The organism is Paraferrimonas sedimenticola (assembly GCF_002282855.1).
GTDB lineage: Bacteria > Pseudomonadota > Gammaproteobacteria > Enterobacterales > Shewanellaceae > Paraferrimonas > Paraferrimonas sedimenticola.
Genome location: NZ_NRIR01000001.1, coordinates 544,906 through 562,733 on the forward strand (window position 1 = coordinate 544,906; position 17,828 = coordinate 562,733).

Sequence of the window (17,828 nt, forward strand, 5' to 3'; positions counted from 1 at the left end):
GCAGGCAGTATGCGTGAATTTTAATAAAGTGTAAAACTGGGAATGTTTCAGGGTATTACGCCACCAAAAAGGCGTTGATATGACTCATAAATTGACCACTTACCCCCAGATTTAACAAAACTGCACACAGGGGACTGTCCCCTATTTTTGGGGTTGCGCTAAGTGGTTGGGATTTATAGGGAATTGTATCCACAGGCGAAAATACCTGTGGATACTGGTTCTAAAGGGTGAGACTAGATTTGTTCGGCGCGTTCTGCGCGTAGCTTGGCGAATTTCTCGGCCAGCTCGTTGCGGATATTCTCAAGCTCGATGCGAGCGTAACGGTACTCGACGAAGTCGTGCACATTGGTACCCAGGGTTAGCTTGAACAGGTTAACTGCGTTTTTGTAGTTGCCCTTGGCTTGCTCGAGTTTACCCAAGTAGAAATAGGCCTCGCACATGCGCTCGGCAAACTGATTGGGGTAAGTTAGGTCTTTCTTGGCCAAGGTAAACAGCTCGTCGGTGTTAATTTTACCCAGCACCCGATCCACAATTGCTGCATCCCACTTGTTAGTATCTAGCGCTTTGCGGTTCTCGATAAGATTCGCCATCGCCGCCGCTTCGTCTTTCTTCGACTCTGCGAGGTACAACCACAGCGCGCGATAACCATCGGCCGGTTGGAATTCTAAGAACTTGGTCATGTCTTCAACCGACAGGTCGACACGGTCGGCGTAGTACAGCGCTATGCCTCGATTGAGATAGGCGTAGTCGTACTCAGGCGCCAACTCCAATACCGCATCAAAGGCTTCAAAGGCCGAGCTAAATTCACGGTCTTGAGTGAAGTAGATGCCGATAAAGTTATAAGCGTCCGCCAAGTCAGGGGCAATTTTGACCACTTGGTGGAAGTCCAGGCGCGCCATGGTACGCAGGCCTAAACGGTCATACAGCACGCCGCGCTCGTACATAAAGCGCACACGCTGGTTTTGGTCCAGTTCGTCGGAGTGCAGCATTTCGTTGAGGCGAGCCAGCTGCAGCTCGTTTTTGTAATTGATGCTAGCGGGAACCACTAAAGGCAGCAGACGATCTTCATCGTTTTGCGTTGTCGAAGAGGTGGCGGCGCAGCCGCTAATAGCCAGCGCTACAAGAGCAGCGCTCAAGCCTTTGTAAAAGCTCATATTTGTTCTCAATTGTCGCCAAGGACCGAAGGAAACTCAGGTGCAAAGTCTGATAGTAGCAAAAAGGGAAGCCCATGGGCTCCCCTTTTTTTCAGACAGTCGCTTTAGTCGCGAGTTCCATGAAATTACTCGGCTTTAGCAGCCACTTCTTTCATAGATAGACGGATGCGGCCTTGACGGTCAACTTCCATCACTTTCACGTCGACTTCCTGACCCACTTCTAGGTGATCAGATACTGCCGATACGCGCTCTTCAGCGATTTGCGAGATGTGTACCAGACCGTCTTTACCCGGCAGGATGTTCACAAACGCACCGAAGTCTACGATACGAGCCACTTTACCTTTGTAGATGTTACCCACTTCTACGTCGGCAGTGATGGCTTCGATCTTAGATACCGCCAAGCGAGACGCGTCGCCGTCGGTAGAAGCAATCTTAACAGTACCGTCGTCATCGATTTCGATGGTGGTGCCGGTCTCTTCGGTCAGAGCACGGATGTTGGCGCCGCCTTTACCGATAACGTCACGGATCTTGTCAGGGTTGATCTTGATGGTGGTGATGCGAGGTGCGTGGTCAGACAATTCTTCACGAGCACCGTCAATTGCGCTATCCATAACGTTTAGGATGTGGATACGCGCACCGTAGGCTTGGTTCAGAGCGATCTGCATGATCTCCTGAGTAATACCTTCGATCTTGATGTCCATCTGTAGCGCGGTGATACCGTCACGGGTACCGGCTACTTTAAAGTCCATGTCGCCCAAGTGGTCTTCGTCGCCTAGGATGTCAGAAAGAACAACGAAATCGTCGCCTTCTTTAACCAGACCCATAGCGATACCCGCTACAGAAGCCTTAATTGGCACACCAGCGTCCATCAGAGCCAGTGAAGAGCCACACACAGAAGCCATAGAAGAAGAACCGTTAGATTCGGTGATTTCCGATACCAGACGTACTGTGTACGGGAATTCTTCGATGCTTGGCATAACCGCTTGGATACCGCGCTTAGCTAGCTTACCGTGGCCGATTTCACGACGCTTAGGTGAGCCCATCATGCCAGTTTCACCCACACAATATGGAGGGAAGTTGTAGTGCAGCATGAAGCGAGAAGTGCGCTCGCCAGTGATTGAGTCAATCATCTGTGCGTCACGCTCGGTACCTAGAGTCGCAGTTACTAGCGCCTGAGTTTCACCGCGGGTGAACAGTGCTGAACCGTGAGTACGTGGTAGAACGCCAGCCAATACAGACAGAGCGCGAACCATGTCAGGCGAGCGACCGTCGATGCGTGGCTCACCAGCAACAACGCGGGTACGTACCACTTGTTTTTCTAGCGAGCTTAGCGCGCCAGAGATTTCGCCAGCGTCCAGAGTCTCGTCAGCAGCGGTCAACGCTTCGATAGCAGCGGCTTTTACTTCGCCAACACGCTCGTAGCGCTCAGACTTGGTGCTAATGGTGTAAGCGTCTTTCAGGCCTTGCTCGGCTTGTGCTTTAACCTTGGCAGCTAGGTCTTCGTTCTTAGCAGGAGCAGTCCAGTCCCAACGTGGCTTACCAGCTTCAGCAGCAAACTCGCTGATAGCATTGATTACTTTGCGCCCTTGCTCGTGACCGTAAACAACCGCACCTAGCATCACGTCTTCAGGCAGACGCTCAGCTTCTGACTCAACCATCAATACCGCACTGTCGGTACCAGCAACCACTAGATCCAGCTTAGAAACTGCTAAGGCGTCAGCCGACGGGTTTAGGACGTATTCGCCGTTGTCATAACCAACGCGAGCGGCGCCGATTGGACCATTGAATGGGATACCAGAGATAGACAGCGCTGCAGAAGTACCAATCATAGATACGATGTCAGGCTGGATTTGTGGGTCAACCGATACCACGGTGATAACCACTTGAACTTCGTTTTTGAAACCGTCAGGGAATAGAGGACGGATAGGACGGTCGATCAGACGAGCGATCAGAGTTTCTTCTTCACCCGGACGGCCTTCACGCTTGAAGAAACCACCTGGGATTTTACCGGCCGCGTAGGCCTTCTCTTGATAGTTAACGGTTAGCGGGAAGAAACCTTTAGTCGGATCGGCTTCCTTTTTGCCCACTACAGTGACCAACACTGTAGTGTCTCCCATACTTGCAAGTACTGCTGCATCGGCTTGGCGTGCCATCACGCCGGTTTCTAGGGTTACTGTATGCGAGCCGTACTCAAAACTTTTTACGATTGGATTCACTTTACCAATTCCTTCATCAACTTATTTCTTAAAAATTCGTGGCATAGTATACGCTAACCACCTTGAAAAGATAGTGACAGCCAAAAAAAGCGCCTCGCTTATTAGACGAGGCGCAACTGGTTAGATACCTATGGGAAATCGGTAGTTAGAGGCTAGATTCGTCGCTGGTTTTCAGAGCAAAACACGCCGCTACGGCCAAAATAGCCACCAGCCAGCTCAACCAACTGACGCTCATTGAGCTGGTCAAGCTTTCGGCTACGCCAGTTTGTGAAACGCCTAGGTATTTAGGCATGGCTAGGGTTAGCGCTTCGCTCAGACGGCTCAAGCTGCCGCTTAGCAATGTCGCCCACTGCCCTAACGGCAGCCAAAATAGCGCAGAAAAACAGCTAATTAGCGCAATTGTCGCCATACCCCAGCGGGTGGTTTGCTGGCGCACTTGAATGCGGGTCACCACACGTTGGCTAAAGCCGTGGTCTTCAATCGGCGCTAGCTCTTGGCTGAGTAACTGGTCTAGCTCTTTCATAACGCTCTCTCTTAACGCTCTCTCTTAACGCTCTCGTTTCGCACCGGTTTGGGCGCGGAGTTTAGGGCTGTCACAAGCCCTATCTGGTGTTCGGTTCGTTGCCGTATTGCTGGCCTTATCTCATGTCATATCGGCTTTGTGCAGGCCTTTCTAGCTGCTAGGTTTCTCACCGAGTTACAGGTCATGTTACCTGCCAGGTTTTCGCCGTGTTAATGGCCCTTTCGACTAGCCTCTGGGCTGTTTCAAGCAACACTGTCCACTGCTATACGCACCTTTTGCTGCAACAGTTCAGTCAATCGAGTTTTTGCTCGAGTGATGTGACTCTTTACACTGCCCAGAGGCATCTCTAACTGATTGCTGATTTCGCTATGGCTATAGCCAAAGGCGAAGTGCAAGGTCAAACAGGCGCGCTGTTCCGTAGATAACTGGGTCATGGCTCGCTCGAGATCTCGTGTGGCCTCAGCGCCCGCCATGCCACCATCGCTACTTGGGCTGTCTTGAGTATTAGACACACTCTGCTCGTCAAAAGGTTGCAACGGCTTTTGCTGTCGCAGCTTGTTCAAGTACTCAAAGTAGGCAATCTTAAACAGCCAGTCTTGCAAACTGCCCTCGCCTCGAAAGCTGGCTAACTTGTCGAAGGCCTTTATCAGAGTGTCTTGGGCCAGGTCATCGGCATCGGCCCATTGGTTTTTACACAAACGCCGACAGTATTGGCGCAACGCCTGCTGATAGTGTTTGGCCAGTACGCCAAAGGCCTTGGCATCGCGTCCATTAGCGGCCAAGGCAATCCATTGCGCTTCGTTGTCCAGTGGCGTAACAGCCATTGTCGATAACTAGTCCTGTGCTTTACGAGAGCGCAGCCAGTACAAAATCAGATAAGCCAGACCAATCGCTAGAGGGAACATGGCAATCATGGCCAGCTCTTTGGCCTCAGCGCCATACATACCGAAGATGTACAGTGCTACCGCCATGAATACGGACAACAGACCGCGAAACAAATCGCCCATGCCGTCGTTCTTTTTGGTAGTGGCTAGCTGCTCTAGCAGTTCCGGCGATAACGCCTGCCCCGCTTCAATCAGCTTTTGAATGGTCTTATGCTGCTCCGCTTTGGCCTTAGCAGAGAAGTGAAAGTATCCCCAAATCACTGTGGTGATACAGATAAATAAGATGATAGGTACGAGTTCGATTTGCATCCGTTGTTTTCCTTTTTAGCAACTTACTTACCTAGACACAGTAAGCTTGCCATTTGGATGCACTAGCAGGCAAAAAAGTTTTGGGTGGGCGATTCTAGCTCCCCGACGCCGTCGTTCCCCACTTCACGCCCCGCTTGTCATTCCCAACTCCTCCCTTGTCATTCCCAACTCCCACCTTGTCATTCCAAACTCCCAGCTTGTCATTCCCAACTTGATTGGGAATCTAGCCAGTTGCTACTCGCTGTTGGGTAGATCCCCAGTCAAGCTGAGGATGACAGCAGTAGCAAACTGAGGATGACAGCAGTAGCAAATTGCGTACAACAACCACAAAAAAGCGGCCTTAAAGACCGCCTCAAACAAAGTAACTTTAGTTGCCTTGGTTGGTATTAAAGTACAACTGCCCTTGCAACGCGCTATCAGGATAAGACGTGCAGTATTGAGTAAAGTGAACCGACAAGCGTTCCAGCTGATTGCCTTCGCCAAAGGCTATTTCCTTCACTTCAAAATCACCGGTGGTTTTACTGCAGCTATTACCCAGACCAGAAAACTCAAGAAAAGGCTGCTCTTTCACTACTGCGCCGCTGTTGTTGGCATTGGGGTAATGCTTAACCTGTAACTCTTCACCAGTCGGTGCTCCAATCGAAACGCGGAAACTCTCGCTACCAGCAAATACTCGAATCGACGCGCCGTTTCTGTTTTCTCCACCTAGTCCAGGGTCAAAATGCGAGGTGTGATTGGTGCGGATCCCATTGTGATTTCGAATAATCGGCTCATTTGGCTCACTGCGAAATGCCAGATAGCTCGGTGTCACCGGCTGAGGAAAGAACTCGACTTCGGCGAATGCTTGGTCTTTAAATTCGTTACTCGCAGCAAGTCGAACGAATACTGATTCGCTGGCATCCTCGCCAAATTCCACTTCAGTAGTCGCCGAATTCGGTTGAGCAATCGCAACTTTAGGGCCTTTAACGTGTGACCATTCGAAGTTCATTTGGCGACCGCGCTTGGCAGAGGAACGACTAGCGTTCAAAGTGATCTTGTCACCCGCTTTGTACACTAAACTCGAGGCCAAAGGTCTAGCCACCACAGTATCTCGTACTATGAAGTGACGAGTGACGGTATTACTTGCATCTATGTCTGCGGCAACCGCCTCTAGGCGATTCACTTGATACTCAAGCCCAGGTGTTAGCGGCGTTTCTGGTACAAGCTCTAACATGCCGCCATTGATTCGAGTCGTGAAAGGCACAGGCGGCTCGCCACTGGCTACTGGAATGAATTCGTTGGAGCGCGCACTCGCGCTTGCCAATGGGCTCGAGTACAGAATCACGATAGGATCCGCGGGCGACAAGTCTTCGAAATTTACAGTCGGGTGCGCACCTACCCTAAACAGCGCATTTGCGCGATAAGAAACCACTTGGTAGTAGCCTTTTCGAGCCAGCATCCACAGTGATGGACTCGCAAGGTGCCCCCAATACAATGAGGATTCATGGCCCGCATGCTCTAAAGTCATATCGTTGGTGTTGGACTCGGCATTGGCCTTCAAAACTAGTGGATACAGATTTTGCGATTCTAATGAGGCTCGTCCAGTGTGTGGATACATTCCCATACGCCCGCCCCACGGCACTTCTTGGGTGTACTTCAACTCATCACCACTGCGCATATCCTTGATAGTGCCGCGAGCGTTGATCTGGAACTTGGCGCTGCGATAGTTCTGCGATTGCTCAACCGTGAAGTCCGACGCCTGAAACAGCTCAGTCTTGTCTTGAGTCATGTTGAGCTGTTGCACGGAAGTAGTGACAGAAAGCCCTTCAAACTGACGCTCAAACTCCCAGGAAAAGGTGCCATCGACAAACGCGCGGCTGTGACTGCCGTTTTCAAACTCGGTCGCGGTTACCTTGGCTTTCACCAGTTCAGTATCACCGGTCTCAAGCTGCTCGATGTCGATCTCTATACGACCATTGACCTCACCTTCGATACCAGTGTTCACTTCTACGCATTGCTGGAACTCCACTTGAAGCTTATCGCCTGCGGTCGCTGGAAAACTGCGCTCGGGAGTGAGCATACTGGTAATGCGCTGACCGCCGTATCGACAGTTCACCGTGGCCTGATATTCAGGCTGATGAGTTTCAATAACCAATTCACTAGCAAGTGTGGCTCCACGCGACAACACATTGATCAACGCCCAACTGGCAAAGGAAGCGCGCTCGCCGTCTTGGGTGGCTTTGATGTGGTTGTAGATACGAACGTTTTTCTGAACCGGAGCGCTGGTGTTACCCCCTCGAGAGACAGTCGCGGACAAAGTAATGTGCTGGTTGTCCATGTCGTCCTGCCCGACAAAAGCAAATACATTGTTGTTCTGATACAACTTAACTTGAGGGCCAGAAGTTTGAACCAATTGAAAGCTGTAGTTGTGCAGTTGGTCTTCTGGCACACCTTGAACCGCAACGCGATACTCGCTTAACTGACCGATGATGGCCTGCGAAGGACCCGAAATGGTGGCGACTAATGGTGCCGGCTTTGAACTGGGACTGCTACAGCCATTCAAGGTCAGAAGGCTAACAACCAACAATAAAAAAACGCTTTGAAAAGCGTTTGAAGAGCGAGCACGCATGGTTCAGATCCACTTGAGAGTTATATTGCGCGGCACTATATAACCTAGGGCTAATATGATCTAGCCCAACTTTTGTACAGAGATAAGAGAATGTGAACTGGGTTGGAAAAAACAAAAAAGGCGCCATAGAGGCGCCTTTCTCGATAAAACTGGTATCGCTTAGCGACGTAGACCCAGCTTCTGGATCAGCGCTTGGTAACGCTCAACGTCTTTGCGCTTCAAGTAGTCAAGCAGCTTACGACGGCTAGAAACCATGCGCAGTAGACCGCGACGGCTGTGGAAGTCGTGGATGTGCTGTTTGAAGTGACCTTGAAGGTGGTTGATTTGAGCAGTCAGCAGGGCAACTTGCACTTCTGGAGAACCAGAATCGTTTTCGCCGCGGCCGAACTCAGCCAAGATTTTCGCTTTCGCTTCAGTACTTAGTGACATAATAATCTCCAATAAAACAATTAATCTTCGGCCAATCACTAACTCAGCTCGAAGAGGGCGGTATTCTAGCGACTAACGGCTCACGGCACAAGGGTGCAATTGGGATTTCTCCCTTAGGGCTGTCATTGCCTTACCTAACGCGCGTCATTCCTTGCTTTTAAGTCTGTCATTCCCAACTTGATTGGGAATCTAGCCAGTTGCAATTAGCGGTTGGGTGGATTCCCGTTTTCACGGGAATGACGGTCATCCGCTTGGCAATGACGCTCGCGGCGTGCCTATTCACCCTGCTGCTCATGAAAAACCACCAGCCGACGCGGGGCCACATTGCCGTCGTCATCGATTTCACCGATGCCAACGAAGGTGCGATCATCCCCTACAGTAATTCGTACTTTGCCCGCCATCGGCGCACCGCTGGCCTGCACTGGGTTGCCATTCATGATGTAACTGCCAGAAATCTCGTCAAGGTTCACCTCTTCGAGGTCCGCGACCGCGGTATCCATTGGCAGCAACAAGTCGTCCAGCAACTCTTTTGGCGGAATGCCGTCGGCCAGTGCCTGTTGTAGCAAATCGTCTAGTTGCTCGATGGTCACCATACGCTCGTACGGATAACCGGCCACCTGAGTGCGACGCAACACAGTAACGTGGGCTCCACAGCCCAAAGCTTCGCCCAAGTCATCAACGATAGTGCGAATGTAGGTGCCCTTTGAGCAGTGTACTTCCATTTCCACTTCATCGCCTTCAAAGCGATGCAGGGTCAATTCGAACACGGTTATAGGACGGGCTGGACGGTCAATGGTGATGCCTTCGCGGGCGTACTTATAAAGTGGCTGTCCTTGGTGCTTAAGCGCCGAGTACATCGACGGCACCTGCATAATGTCACCGCGAAACTGCTCTAGCGCTTCATCGAGCTGCGCCTGAGATACTTCCACCGGACGCTCGCTTACCACTTCACCATCAGAGTCAGAAGTAGTAGTACGCACACCAAGCTTGGCGGTCACTACGTAGCGCTTATCGCTATCGAGCAAGTGCTGGCTAAATTTAGTGGCTTCGCCCAAGCACAGTGGCAGCATGCCAGAGGCTAGCGGGTCCAAAGCACCGGTGTGGCCGGCCTTGTTGGCGTTGTAAATGCGTTTAACACGCTGCAGCGCATCGTTAGAGCTAATGCCCACAGGCTTGTCTAGCAGAACGATACCGTCGACCAGACGACCGCGATTACGACGACGTCCCATAGTTACGCGTCCTTCTCATCAGACGGGTCTTGAGTATCAGCAGCGTCTTCATTGCCACCAGCGGCTTGCTGCTTTTCTTCGTCCTGGCGAACAATCTGGGTGACCAGGTTCGACATGCGCATACCGTCAACCAAGGTTGAGTCGTATTCGAAGCGCAGTTCTGGCATGACGCGCATTTTGACGCGGCTTGCCACTAGGCGACGAATGTAGCCAGAGGCTTTTTCCAAGGCGGCTAGCTTCTCGTCGATGATCTTTTGATCTTCTTCGAAGAAGGTTACGAATACCTTGGCGTAGTTTAAGTCTTTAGATACTTCGACGTCGTTCACGGTCACCATGCCCACGCGCGGATCTTTGATTTCGCGCTGTAATACGATGGCCAGCTCTTGTTGAAGCTGCTGGTTTACGCGTTTAGTACGACTGAATTCTCTCATTTGAAACCTCATTCACGATGGGCGGTATACCAACACGACCACCGTCCAAAAAGACGTCATCCCCGTGAAAACGGGGATGAAGGGTGGCGTAAAGCCACCCTGCTTGATGCTCGTTAAGCTATTCCGGAGGCGCCCACTGTTTGCGAGCGAGCAACCGGATGGATTCCCGCTTTCGCGGGAATGACAGCGTGTAACCCTTACAGGCTACGCGCCACCTCAACCGTTTCGAAGACTTCGATTTGGTCGCCAACTTTAACGTCATTGTAGTTCTTAACGCCGATACCACACTCCATACCGTTACGTACTTCTTGTACGTCGTCTTTGAAGCGGCGAAGTGATTCTAGCTCACCTTCGTAGATAACCACGTTGTCGCGCAGTACGCGGATTGGTGCAGAACGCTTAACCAAGCCTTCAACTACCATACAACCGGCAATCGCTCCCAGTTTAGGCGACTTAAATACGTCACGTACTTCAGCCAAACCGATGATTTCTTGCTTGAACTCAGGCGCTAGCATACCGCTCATGGCTTGCTTAACTTCGTCAATCAAGTCGTAAATCACTGAGTAGTAGCGAAGGTCTAGGTTCTCAGAGTCGATAACCTTACGCGCCTGTGCATCGGCACGTACGTTAAAGCCTAGCAGAATCGCGTTAGAGGCTGCTGCCAGAGTCGCGTCGGTCTCGGTTAGACCACCTACGCCACGACCAATGATGTTGACCTTAACTTCTTCAGTAGACAGTTTGGTCAAGCTATCAGAAATCGCTTCTAGCGAGCCTTGTACGTCGGCTTTCAGAACTACGTTCAGCTCAGAAATCTCACCAGCGGCCATGTTAGAGAACATGTTCTCCAGCTTGGCTTTCTGCTGACGGGCCAGCTTAACGTCGCGGAACTTGCCTTGACGATACAGGGCAACTTCACGGGCTTTACGCTCGTCCTTAACCACAGTGGCTTCGTCACCAGCGCTTGGTACGCCAGACAGACCCAAGATTTCCACAGGGATAGACGGGCCAGCTTCGGTGATTTGCTTACCGTTTTCATCGCGCATCGCACGAACACGGCCGTACTCTAGACCGCACAGAACGATGTCGCCCTGCTTCAGAGTACCTTCTTGAACCAGAATAGAGGCTACCGGACCACGACCTTTATCTAGGCGAGATTCGATAACTACACCGGCCGCCATGGTGTTCTTAGGCGCTTGTAGCTCAAGAACTTCAGATTGCAGCAAAATGCCCTCTAGCAGCTCGTCGATACCCATACCAGACTTGGCTGATACGTGAACGAACATGTGCTCACCGCCCCAATCTTCTGGGATAACTTCGTGCTGAGACAGCTCGTTTTTAACGCGATCTGGATCCGCCTCTTCTTTATCCATCTTGTTTACCGCAATGATTAGCGGTACTTCAGCAGCCTTGGCGTGCTGAATTGCTTCGATGGTTTGTGGCATTACGCCATCGTCTGCGGCAACAACCAGAACAACGATATCGGTAGCTTTCGCACCACGTGCACGCATGGCGGTAAACGCGGCGTGACCCGGGGTATCTAGGAAAGTGATCATGCCGTTGTCGGTTTCAACGTGGTATGCACCAATGTGCTGGGTAATACCACCGGCTTCACCTGAGGCAACCTTAGCCGCTCGGATGTAATCCAGTAGCGAGGTCTTACCGTGGTCAACGTGACCCATGATGGTCACAACCGGTGCACGGCTTTCAGTCTCGCCCTCAGCACTCGATTCGCCGCGCTCTGACAACACTTGCTCTTCTAGCTCGTTCTCACGAGTCAGAACCACTTTATGGCCCATTTCTTCTGCCACTAGCTGTGCAGTTTCTTGGTCCAGAACCTGGTTGATGGTAACCATAGAGCCCATTTTCATCATGGCTTTGATGACTTCGGTGGCTTTAACTGCCATCTTCTGCGCAAGTTCAGCAACCGAGATGGTTTCGCCGATGCGAACGTCACGAGTTACTGGCGCTGCTGGCTTGTTAAAGCCGTGAGCGTTGTTGGCAGAGGCTTGCTTAGCACCGCGACCACGACCGCGTTGCAGACGCTTGTCTTGGCCTTTTTTCTTACCACCACGACCGCGACCGCGACGATTGCCTTTTTCTTCGGCAGCGTCTTGCTGGTCTTCAGCGGCACGAGCGTATGAAGAAGTGGTCAAGTGAACGTCAGCTTTTTCGCTTTCTTTACGACGCTTCTCTTCTTCTTCCCAACGCTTGGCGTTCTCTTCGGCAAGGCGCTTGGCTTCTTCGGCTTTGGCAGCCGCTTCGGCTTCGGCCTTGCGCTTGAGTTCTTCTTCCTGAGCTTTTAGCAGGCGCTCTTCTTCTTCGCGCTTGGCGGCTTCTTCAGCACGCTGCTCTGGGCTCTTAGCGGCTTCTGCTGCAGCTTCTGCTTCGGCTTTGGCCTTAGCTGCGGCTTTGGCTTTAGCATCGGCTTCGGCTTGCGCCTTGGCGCGAGCTTCAGCTTCTACTTTCGCTTTGGCTTCTGCTTCGGCTTTCGCTTTGGCTTCAGCAGCGGCGCGAGCGGCTTCTTCTTCCGCTATACGCTTTTCTTCTTCAGCTTTTTGCTGAGCTTCAACCGCTGAGGCTTTCACGTAGGTGCGCTTTTTGCGAACTTCTACCTGAACGCTCTTTTGCTTACCGCCAGAACCGGCAACCGATAGGGTTGAGCGAGTCTTGCGCTTTAGAGTCATCTTGCTTGGTGCACCAGTCTCACCACCGCCGTGTTGGTCGGTTAGAAACTTCAAAAGCTGTTGCTTTTCAGGCTCAGACACGGTGTCTGTGGCCTTTTTCTTGATGCCTGCTTGGTCGAATTGCTCGATAAGACGATCTACAGTTTTGCCAACTTCTTTGGCAAGGCTTTCTACAGTATTTACTGCCATTGGTACTTATTCCTCCGTCTTATCAGGCTTCGTCGCTGAACCAGCAAATGTTACGGGCGGCCATAATCAGCTCACCAGCTTGCTCGTCTGATAACTCGTCAATGTCCGACAGGTCGTCAACGCCCTGTTCGGCTAAATCTTCCAAAGACACCACGCCGCGGCTCGCCAGTACATAGGCCAAGTGCGGGGTCATGCCTTCAAGGTTTTGTAATTCTTCAGATGGCTCGGCACCGTCAAGCGCTTCTTCGCTCTTCAGGGCTTGAGTGGTCAGCGCGTCTTTGGCACGGCTGCGCAACTCTTCAACCATATCTTCGTCCAGCTCTTCGATTTCCAGTAGTTCGTTTACTGGTACGTAGGCAATTTCTTGCAAGCTGGTGAAGCCTTCGTCAACCAGTAGCTGAGCGAAGTCTTCGTCGATTTCCAAGCCTTCGGTGAACACGCTGATTAGCTTGGCGCTTTCTTCCTGGTGCTTGGCAGTCATCTCTTCAACTGTCATCACGTTTAGCTCCCAGCCAGTAAGCTGTGAGGCCAGACGGATGTTTTGACCGTTACGGCCAATGGCTTGCGCCAAGTTGTCGGCTTCTACCGCGATGTCCATGGTGTTGCGATCTTCGTCAACGATGATTGACGCTACGTCCGCTGGAGCCATTGCGTTGATAACGAACTGAGCGACGTTGTCGTCCCACAGCACGATATCGATGCGCTCACCGCCAAGCTCGCCAGAAACGGCTTGAACACGTGCACCACGCATACCAACACAAGCACCCACTGGGTCGATGCGACGGTCGTTAGACTTAACCGCAATCTTAGCGCGTGAACCTGGGTCACGAGCCGCGCCCATGATTTCAATCATCTCTTCGCCAATTTCTGGCACTTCGATGCGGAATAGCTCAATTAGCACTTCTGGACGTGAGCGGCTTAGGAACAGCTGAGCACCACGGGCTTCCGGGCGTGCATCCCACAATAGGGCACGAACGCGGTCACCAGGACGGAAGCTTTCACGTGGAAGCAGCTCTTCGCGGAACAGAACTGCGTCAGCGTTGCCACCAAGGTCAACAATCACGTTTTCGCGGTTGGCTTTCTTAACCACACCGGTTAGCAGCTCGCCCACTTTGTCTTCGAACTGCTCAATCACTTGAGCGCGCTCGGCTTCACGAACTTTCTGGATAATGACTTGCTTAACGGTTTGCGCCGCTACGCGGTCAAAATCGATAGATTCGATTTGCTCTTCAACGAACTCGCCCAGTTGAATTTCTGGGTCGTCCAATTGCGCGGCTTCTAGACCGATTTGGGCTGCTGGGTTTTCCAGCATGCCATCAACGTATTCAACCACTTCCCAACGACGGTAAGTGTCGAAGTCACCGGTTTTACGGTCGATATCAACGCGAACTTCAATCTCGCCTTCGCGCTTTTTCTTAGTTGCGGTTGCCAGGGCGACTTCGATTGCTTCGAAGATTTTATCGCGCGGTACCGCTTTCTCGTTGGACACCGCCTCGGCGACTAACAGAATCTCTTTACTCATTGTCTTGCCTCATTCCACCCTGAACGTTAAATCTTGCCTATGATGTTCGCTTTGCGAATGTTATCTAGCGCGACAGTCGCGCTCTTATCCGCTAGCTGAATTGTGATCATTTCGCCGTCAACTGCAGTCAACTCGCCGCGCATGTTGCGCTGGCCTTCAACTGGCATATTCAGTTGCATTTTGACTTCTTCGCCAATGGCTTTTTGGTATTGCGCCGCGTTAAACAACGGACGGTCAACACCAGGAGAGGACACCTCTAAGGTGTACTCGGTCGAGATTGGGTCCTCGACATCTAGAATCGAGCTTGCTTGATAACTGACTGTGGCGCAGTTATCCACGGTAATACCATCTTCATGGTCAATGTATATACGCAAGGTCGAATGCTTGCCGGCACGAATGAATTCGATGCCCACTAGTTCAAACCCTTCGGCTTCCACAATAGGTGCTAACATATCCGTCAGCTTTTGCTCGATTGCAGCCAAGGTAACCCTCCAAAAACTAAAAATGGGCAAACGCCCACAAATTACTAACGAGAATGCCCAACAACAAAAAAACCCCGTGACCTTAAGTACGGGGTTTTAAGTAGACAGACCCTGTATCGGCTAAGACGTTGGTCAATCACCAAGCTTAGTCGAGAACCGCCAAAAGTCGCGCGATAGCAGCATTTTTAACGGTTTAGAATCTCATGGGTTGGTCGATAGGCCAGCTGGTACTAGCACCATGAGTTTCTCTTCTTTAGCACCGGCAAGCTGGGCTTGGGTGATAAAGGCATTTTCTGGGGAATTCCTAGAAAAGAGTTGGTTGCGGGAGCCGGATTTGAACCGACGACCTTCGGGTTATGAGCCCGACGAGCTACCAGGCTGCTCCATCCCGCGTCAACTTGGGGGCAAGTATATTGATTTCCCTATTCAGATGCAATGCCTGCTCTCAAATAAGGTACCTGATGTGAATTAGATACTCGCCTCTGGTCGAGTTTGGATCACCCACTATTTTTCCAGCAACAGCCTAGCCCTATATAACAACTAGCTTTGGATAAGCCGCTGCGGGTACGCTGCTTGCTGGGGAAAGACCTTGGCAATTTGCACGTCGCTTAGCTGCCAGTGTTGCTTGAGCACGGCACCGATCCAGCCGTACATATTTGAGGTTGGCGCCAAATCGCGATTTTTGTACAGCTTTGATGACGCCAGGCCTGGCCACTCACCTGCCACCTTGCCACCCGCCACTGCGCCACCGGCGAGGAACATGGCGCTGGCGCTGCCGTGATCCGTCCCCTTGGTACCATTTTCTTTTGCAGTGCGGCCAAACTCAGTAGCCACAATCACCACAGTGTTATCCCACTCTTGGCCGAGCGAGTCGCGCAACGCCTGTAAGCCTTTATCCAATGTCGCCAGTTGGCGATTTAAACGCCCTGATTGATTGTTGTGAGTATCCCAGCCACCAAGCTCAAGCATGGCGCAATCGCCTTGCTGCTGAGAGCTCAACAAGCGGCCACAAGCTTTCGCCAACTCAACAAACTGACCGCTCTTTTGAGTTTTGGGCTGTTTGCCAAGCTGCATCTTTAGCGCCATACCATCCTCTAGTGCACTCAATAATTGCGGGTCGTTTTGATACAGATTTTGCAGTTGTAGATAAATGTCTTCGTCCGAGTCTTTGAGATTTGAGGGGTACCAAGTATTCACGCTCGCACCCGCCTGCTCCACTCCGCGCAAGCTAATGGGCGTGGCTCGAGCAACCGCTAGCGCTTGCGCTTGTTTGGCCTCAATCGCTCGCGCTAACCAGCCCGAGTCATGGTTGGTTTGCGCAAGTCCACTCTCGATGTAATCTTGGCCGTCAAAATGGGAGCGCTCGGTATAGCCCGAATTTGTTGCCACCACAGGCAGTAAATCACCCTGTAGATACCATTTGTGCAGGTTGGCCAAGGATGGGTGCAAAAAGAAACCGCGGTCGATTGGTTTGGGGGCGGCATCAAAGGCCTTGGCAAGGGTTGGACGTAAGCTGGCGTAGTCCTTATCGAAACTCGGGATCACTGTGTGCAGCGAATCTAGTGCGCCGCGCAACAACACCCACACCAACTTGGGCGATGACGGTGAGCTGGCAAACACCGGCATCGCCGGCAAAGTTAAACTGGCCATGCCCAGCGCTGCGCCTTTTAGTAAGCGACGTCGCTGAGGGTTCACCTCAATTGACTCAATACCTTTAGTCATGCTCATCTCCGTTGAAACTCAGGGCTCATTAGCAACAAGGTCATGGCTTGTTGACGCGACTCGGCGCGTGCGACGGTTTTGTAGGTCATACCACTGACACTATCCCCCAGCGCTTGCTTCATCATGGCCTTAGGCTCTTGGCCTCGAAACACTGAGCCCATGGTGTTGGCCCAATCGATGCGAGTCATCAGTGCACTCGCGCCAAGCCAGTCCTTGGCCGAGTCGCTGTAGCCAGCGGGCGAGCCCGCTTGATGAGGCACTTGCCCGAGGTTTTTCAAGGAAGCCAGGGTTAATCTTGGATTGACCTTGTTCTGGTTCATCACTCGCAGACTAGAGATCAGCATCTCTCTTGGCGTTTTTAGCTTTTGCGGGGCTGGCTGCCAGGCCAAATCCGATTGCACCATGGCGCGCATCACAGCCCCAATGTGTCCGTTGGTCTGGCGCCAACGGCTAACCATGAGCTCCACCAGCTCGGCCGGTGGTTGCTCTGCGATAAAGTGAGTGGCTATTTTGCGACAAAGGTAGTTAGCTGTACTTGGATGGCGGGCTAAGTCGAGCAGCATGTTTTCGCCTTGGCGCTGACCATTATCTGAATAGCGCTTGCCAAGAAGCATGCGGCTGCCCGGCTCATGAGCCGTGTCGCGATAAATAAAACCCTCGCCGTCATCGCGCTTACTTTTAATACTCCAGCCAGAAATGCCTTTGGCCAACTCGGTGACATCTTGTTGACTGTAGCCACCGTCCACACCTAGCGTATGCAGCTCTAAAATCTCGCGGGCCAGGTTTTCGTTAATGCCGACTTTGCGACGATTGCCGATGCGCGAGTTAGGTCCAATTGAGCGTTCGTTATTGAGATACACCAACATCGCTGGGTGGCGAGATACCGCTAACAGCAAATTTTCAAACTCGCTTAGCATATGCGGTGCAATGGCTTCACGCTCTAGCGTTGGGGCTAATCCCACCATGGCACGGCCCTGCCCACTGACACTAAAGTGATTGGAAAAGAAATCGAGTAAGCGCCAACTTACGCTCTGGTCTGATTTTACCGAGCGATTGAGGTTATCTAGGGTCATGGCCTTGTAGTGATGACGAGGGGCCGTGGTGTCGGTTGCCATGCGGTTAGCCGAACTCTTTTCACCTTTAGCTTCGGCGGTTTTCTTGGCCTTTCTGGCCTGATTAAAGGCTTTAAAGTCTGACAACACCTGAGCTGAGGTTGGCAGTGAGCTATCAAATCGCACCGGCTTAAGTTGGCCAATCACCCAAGCTTTGGGGTCCTTGGCGGCAGCAGCAAGCTCGCCCTCACGCGCACCGTAGCCAAAGCGGTTGACCGCGATACTGGCTAAGCTCATGGCAAAACTGGATGTCCCTGATGGCTGCATACTGGTTCCTTATGATGTGCCCGCGACGTGTTTGCGGAAACTCTTATCCTTAAGAAAAAACCATTTG

The 17,828-nt window shown here is 51.9% G+C and carries 14 protein-coding genes and 1 tRNA gene; all 15 read right to left on the reverse strand.

The genetic code is table 11. The features are described 5' to 3' along the window. Positions 1 to 233 precede the first annotated feature (233 nt). Positions 234 to 1,154 carry a lipoprotein NlpI gene (gene nlpI, locus CLC93_RS02280; RefSeq protein ID WP_095504313.1) on the reverse strand — a complete coding sequence of 307 codons (921 nt, stop codon included), beginning with the start codon at positions 1,152 to 1,154 and terminating at the stop codon, positions 234 to 236. Between the two features lie 125 nt (positions 1,155 to 1,279). Continuing rightward, positions 1,280 to 3,370, reverse strand: a complete 2,091-nt coding sequence (gene pnp / locus CLC93_RS02285; protein ID WP_095504314.1) for a polyribonucleotide nucleotidyltransferase — start codon at positions 3,368 to 3,370, stop codon at positions 1,280 to 1,282. 145 nt (positions 3,371 to 3,515) lie between these two features. Then, on the reverse strand, positions 3,516 to 3,893 hold the full coding sequence (locus CLC93_RS02290) for a hypothetical protein (RefSeq protein ID WP_095504315.1): 378 nt from the start codon (positions 3,891 to 3,893) through the stop codon (positions 3,516 to 3,518). A gap of 242 nt (positions 3,894 to 4,135) precedes the next feature. Continuing rightward, the gene (locus CLC93_RS02295; RefSeq protein ID WP_095504316.1) at positions 4,136 to 4,717 is read right to left on the reverse strand and encodes an RNA polymerase sigma factor; all 582 of its coding nucleotides are present in this window, start codon (positions 4,715 to 4,717) and stop codon (positions 4,136 to 4,138) included. 9 nt (positions 4,718 to 4,726) lie between these two features. Next, positions 4,727 to 5,086, reverse strand: coding sequence for a DUF6249 domain-containing protein (locus tag CLC93_RS02300; RefSeq protein ID WP_095504317.1), 360 nt, complete (start codon positions 5,084 to 5,086; stop codon positions 4,727 to 4,729). Positions 5,087 to 5,453: 367 nt separating this feature from the next. Next, positions 5,454 to 7,694 carry an Ig-like domain-containing domain gene (locus CLC93_RS02305; protein ID WP_095504318.1) on the reverse strand — a complete coding sequence of 747 codons (2,241 nt, stop codon included), beginning with the start codon at positions 7,692 to 7,694 and terminating at the stop codon, positions 5,454 to 5,456. A 159-nt stretch (positions 7,695 to 7,853) separates the two neighbouring features. Next, complete coding sequence (gene rpsO / locus CLC93_RS02310) at positions 7,854 to 8,123, reverse strand: 30S ribosomal protein S15 (protein ID WP_095504319.1); 270 nt, start codon at positions 8,121 to 8,123, stop codon at positions 7,854 to 7,856. 275 nt (positions 8,124 to 8,398) lie between these two features. After that, entirely contained in the window at positions 8,399 to 9,352 is a 954-nt protein-coding gene (truB, locus tag CLC93_RS02315; protein WP_095504320.1) for a tRNA pseudouridine(55) synthase TruB, read from the reverse strand. 2 nt (positions 9,353 to 9,354) lie between these two features. Next, positions 9,355 to 9,783: a 30S ribosome-binding factor RbfA gene (gene rbfA, locus CLC93_RS02320; RefSeq protein ID WP_095504321.1), complete on the reverse strand. Its 429-nt coding sequence runs from the start codon at positions 9,781 to 9,783 to the stop codon at positions 9,355 to 9,357. A 197-nt stretch (positions 9,784 to 9,980) separates the two neighbouring features. Continuing rightward, on the reverse strand, positions 9,981 to 12,656 hold the full coding sequence (infB, locus tag CLC93_RS02325; protein WP_095504322.1) for a translation initiation factor IF-2: 2,676 nt from the start codon (positions 12,654 to 12,656) through the stop codon (positions 9,981 to 9,983). 22 nt (positions 12,657 to 12,678) lie between these two features. Further along, positions 12,679 to 14,178 (reverse strand): transcription termination factor NusA, encoded by a 1,500-nt coding sequence (nusA, locus tag CLC93_RS02330; RefSeq protein ID WP_095504323.1) that lies wholly within the window; start codon positions 14,176 to 14,178, stop codon positions 12,679 to 12,681. Positions 14,179 to 14,204: 26 nt separating this feature from the next. Then, entirely contained in the window at positions 14,205 to 14,660 is a 456-nt protein-coding gene (rimP, locus tag CLC93_RS02335; RefSeq protein ID WP_095504324.1) for a ribosome maturation factor RimP, read from the reverse strand. A 316-nt stretch (positions 14,661 to 14,976) separates the two neighbouring features. Beyond that, a tRNA-Met gene (locus CLC93_RS02340) sits at positions 14,977 to 15,053 on the reverse strand. Positions 15,054 to 15,200: 147 nt separating this feature from the next. Further along, positions 15,201 to 16,382 (reverse strand): DUF1501 domain-containing protein, encoded by a 1,182-nt coding sequence (locus CLC93_RS02345; RefSeq protein ID WP_095504325.1) that lies wholly within the window; start codon positions 16,380 to 16,382, stop codon positions 15,201 to 15,203. A gap of 2 nt (positions 16,383 to 16,384) precedes the next feature. Beyond that, positions 16,385 to 17,761, reverse strand: coding sequence for a DUF1800 domain-containing protein (locus CLC93_RS02350; RefSeq protein ID WP_245837049.1), 1,377 nt, complete (start codon positions 17,759 to 17,761; stop codon positions 16,385 to 16,387). Positions 17,762 to 17,828: the final 67 nt, after the last annotated feature.

Excerpts from the sequence above, each read along its gene's own strand:
- nlpI (WP_095504313.1), bottom strand. The coding sequence starts at position 1,154 with ATGAGCTTTTACAAAGGCTTGAGCGCTGCTCTTGTAGCGCTGGCTATT.
- CLC93_RS02290 (WP_095504315.1), bottom strand. The coding sequence starts at position 3,893 with ATGAAAGAGCTAGACCAGTTACTCAGCCAAGAGCTAGCGCCGATTGAA.
- CLC93_RS02295 (WP_095504316.1), bottom strand. The coding sequence starts at position 4,717 with ATGGCTGTTACGCCACTGGACAACGAAGCGCAATGGATTGCCTTGGCC.
- CLC93_RS02300 (WP_095504317.1), bottom strand. The coding sequence starts at position 5,086 with ATGCAAATCGAACTCGTACCTATCATCTTATTTATCTGTATCACCACA.
- CLC93_RS02305 (WP_095504318.1), bottom strand. The coding sequence starts at position 7,694 with ATGCGTGCTCGCTCTTCAAACGCTTTTCAAAGCGTTTTTTTATTGTTG.
- rpsO (WP_095504319.1), bottom strand. The coding sequence starts at position 8,123 with ATGTCACTAAGTACTGAAGCGAAAGCGAAAATCTTGGCTGAGTTCGGC.
- truB (WP_095504320.1), bottom strand. The coding sequence starts at position 9,352 with ATGGGACGTCGTCGTAATCGCGGTCGTCTGGTCGACGGTATCGTTCTG.
- rbfA (WP_095504321.1), bottom strand. The coding sequence starts at position 9,783 with ATGAGAGAATTCAGTCGTACTAAACGCGTAAACCAGCAGCTTCAACAA.
- infB (WP_095504322.1), bottom strand. The coding sequence starts at position 12,656 with ATGGCAGTAAATACTGTAGAAAGCCTTGCCAAAGAAGTTGGCAAAACT.
- nusA (WP_095504323.1), bottom strand. The coding sequence starts at position 14,178 with ATGAGTAAAGAGATTCTGTTAGTCGCCGAGGCGGTGTCCAACGAGAAA.
- CLC93_RS02345 (WP_095504325.1), bottom strand. The coding sequence starts at position 16,382 with ATGACTAAAGGTATTGAGTCAATTGAGGTGAACCCTCAGCGACGTCGC.
- CLC93_RS02350 (WP_245837049.1), bottom strand. The coding sequence starts at position 17,761 with ATGCAGCCATCAGGGACATCCAGTTTTGCCATGAGCTTAGCCAGTATC.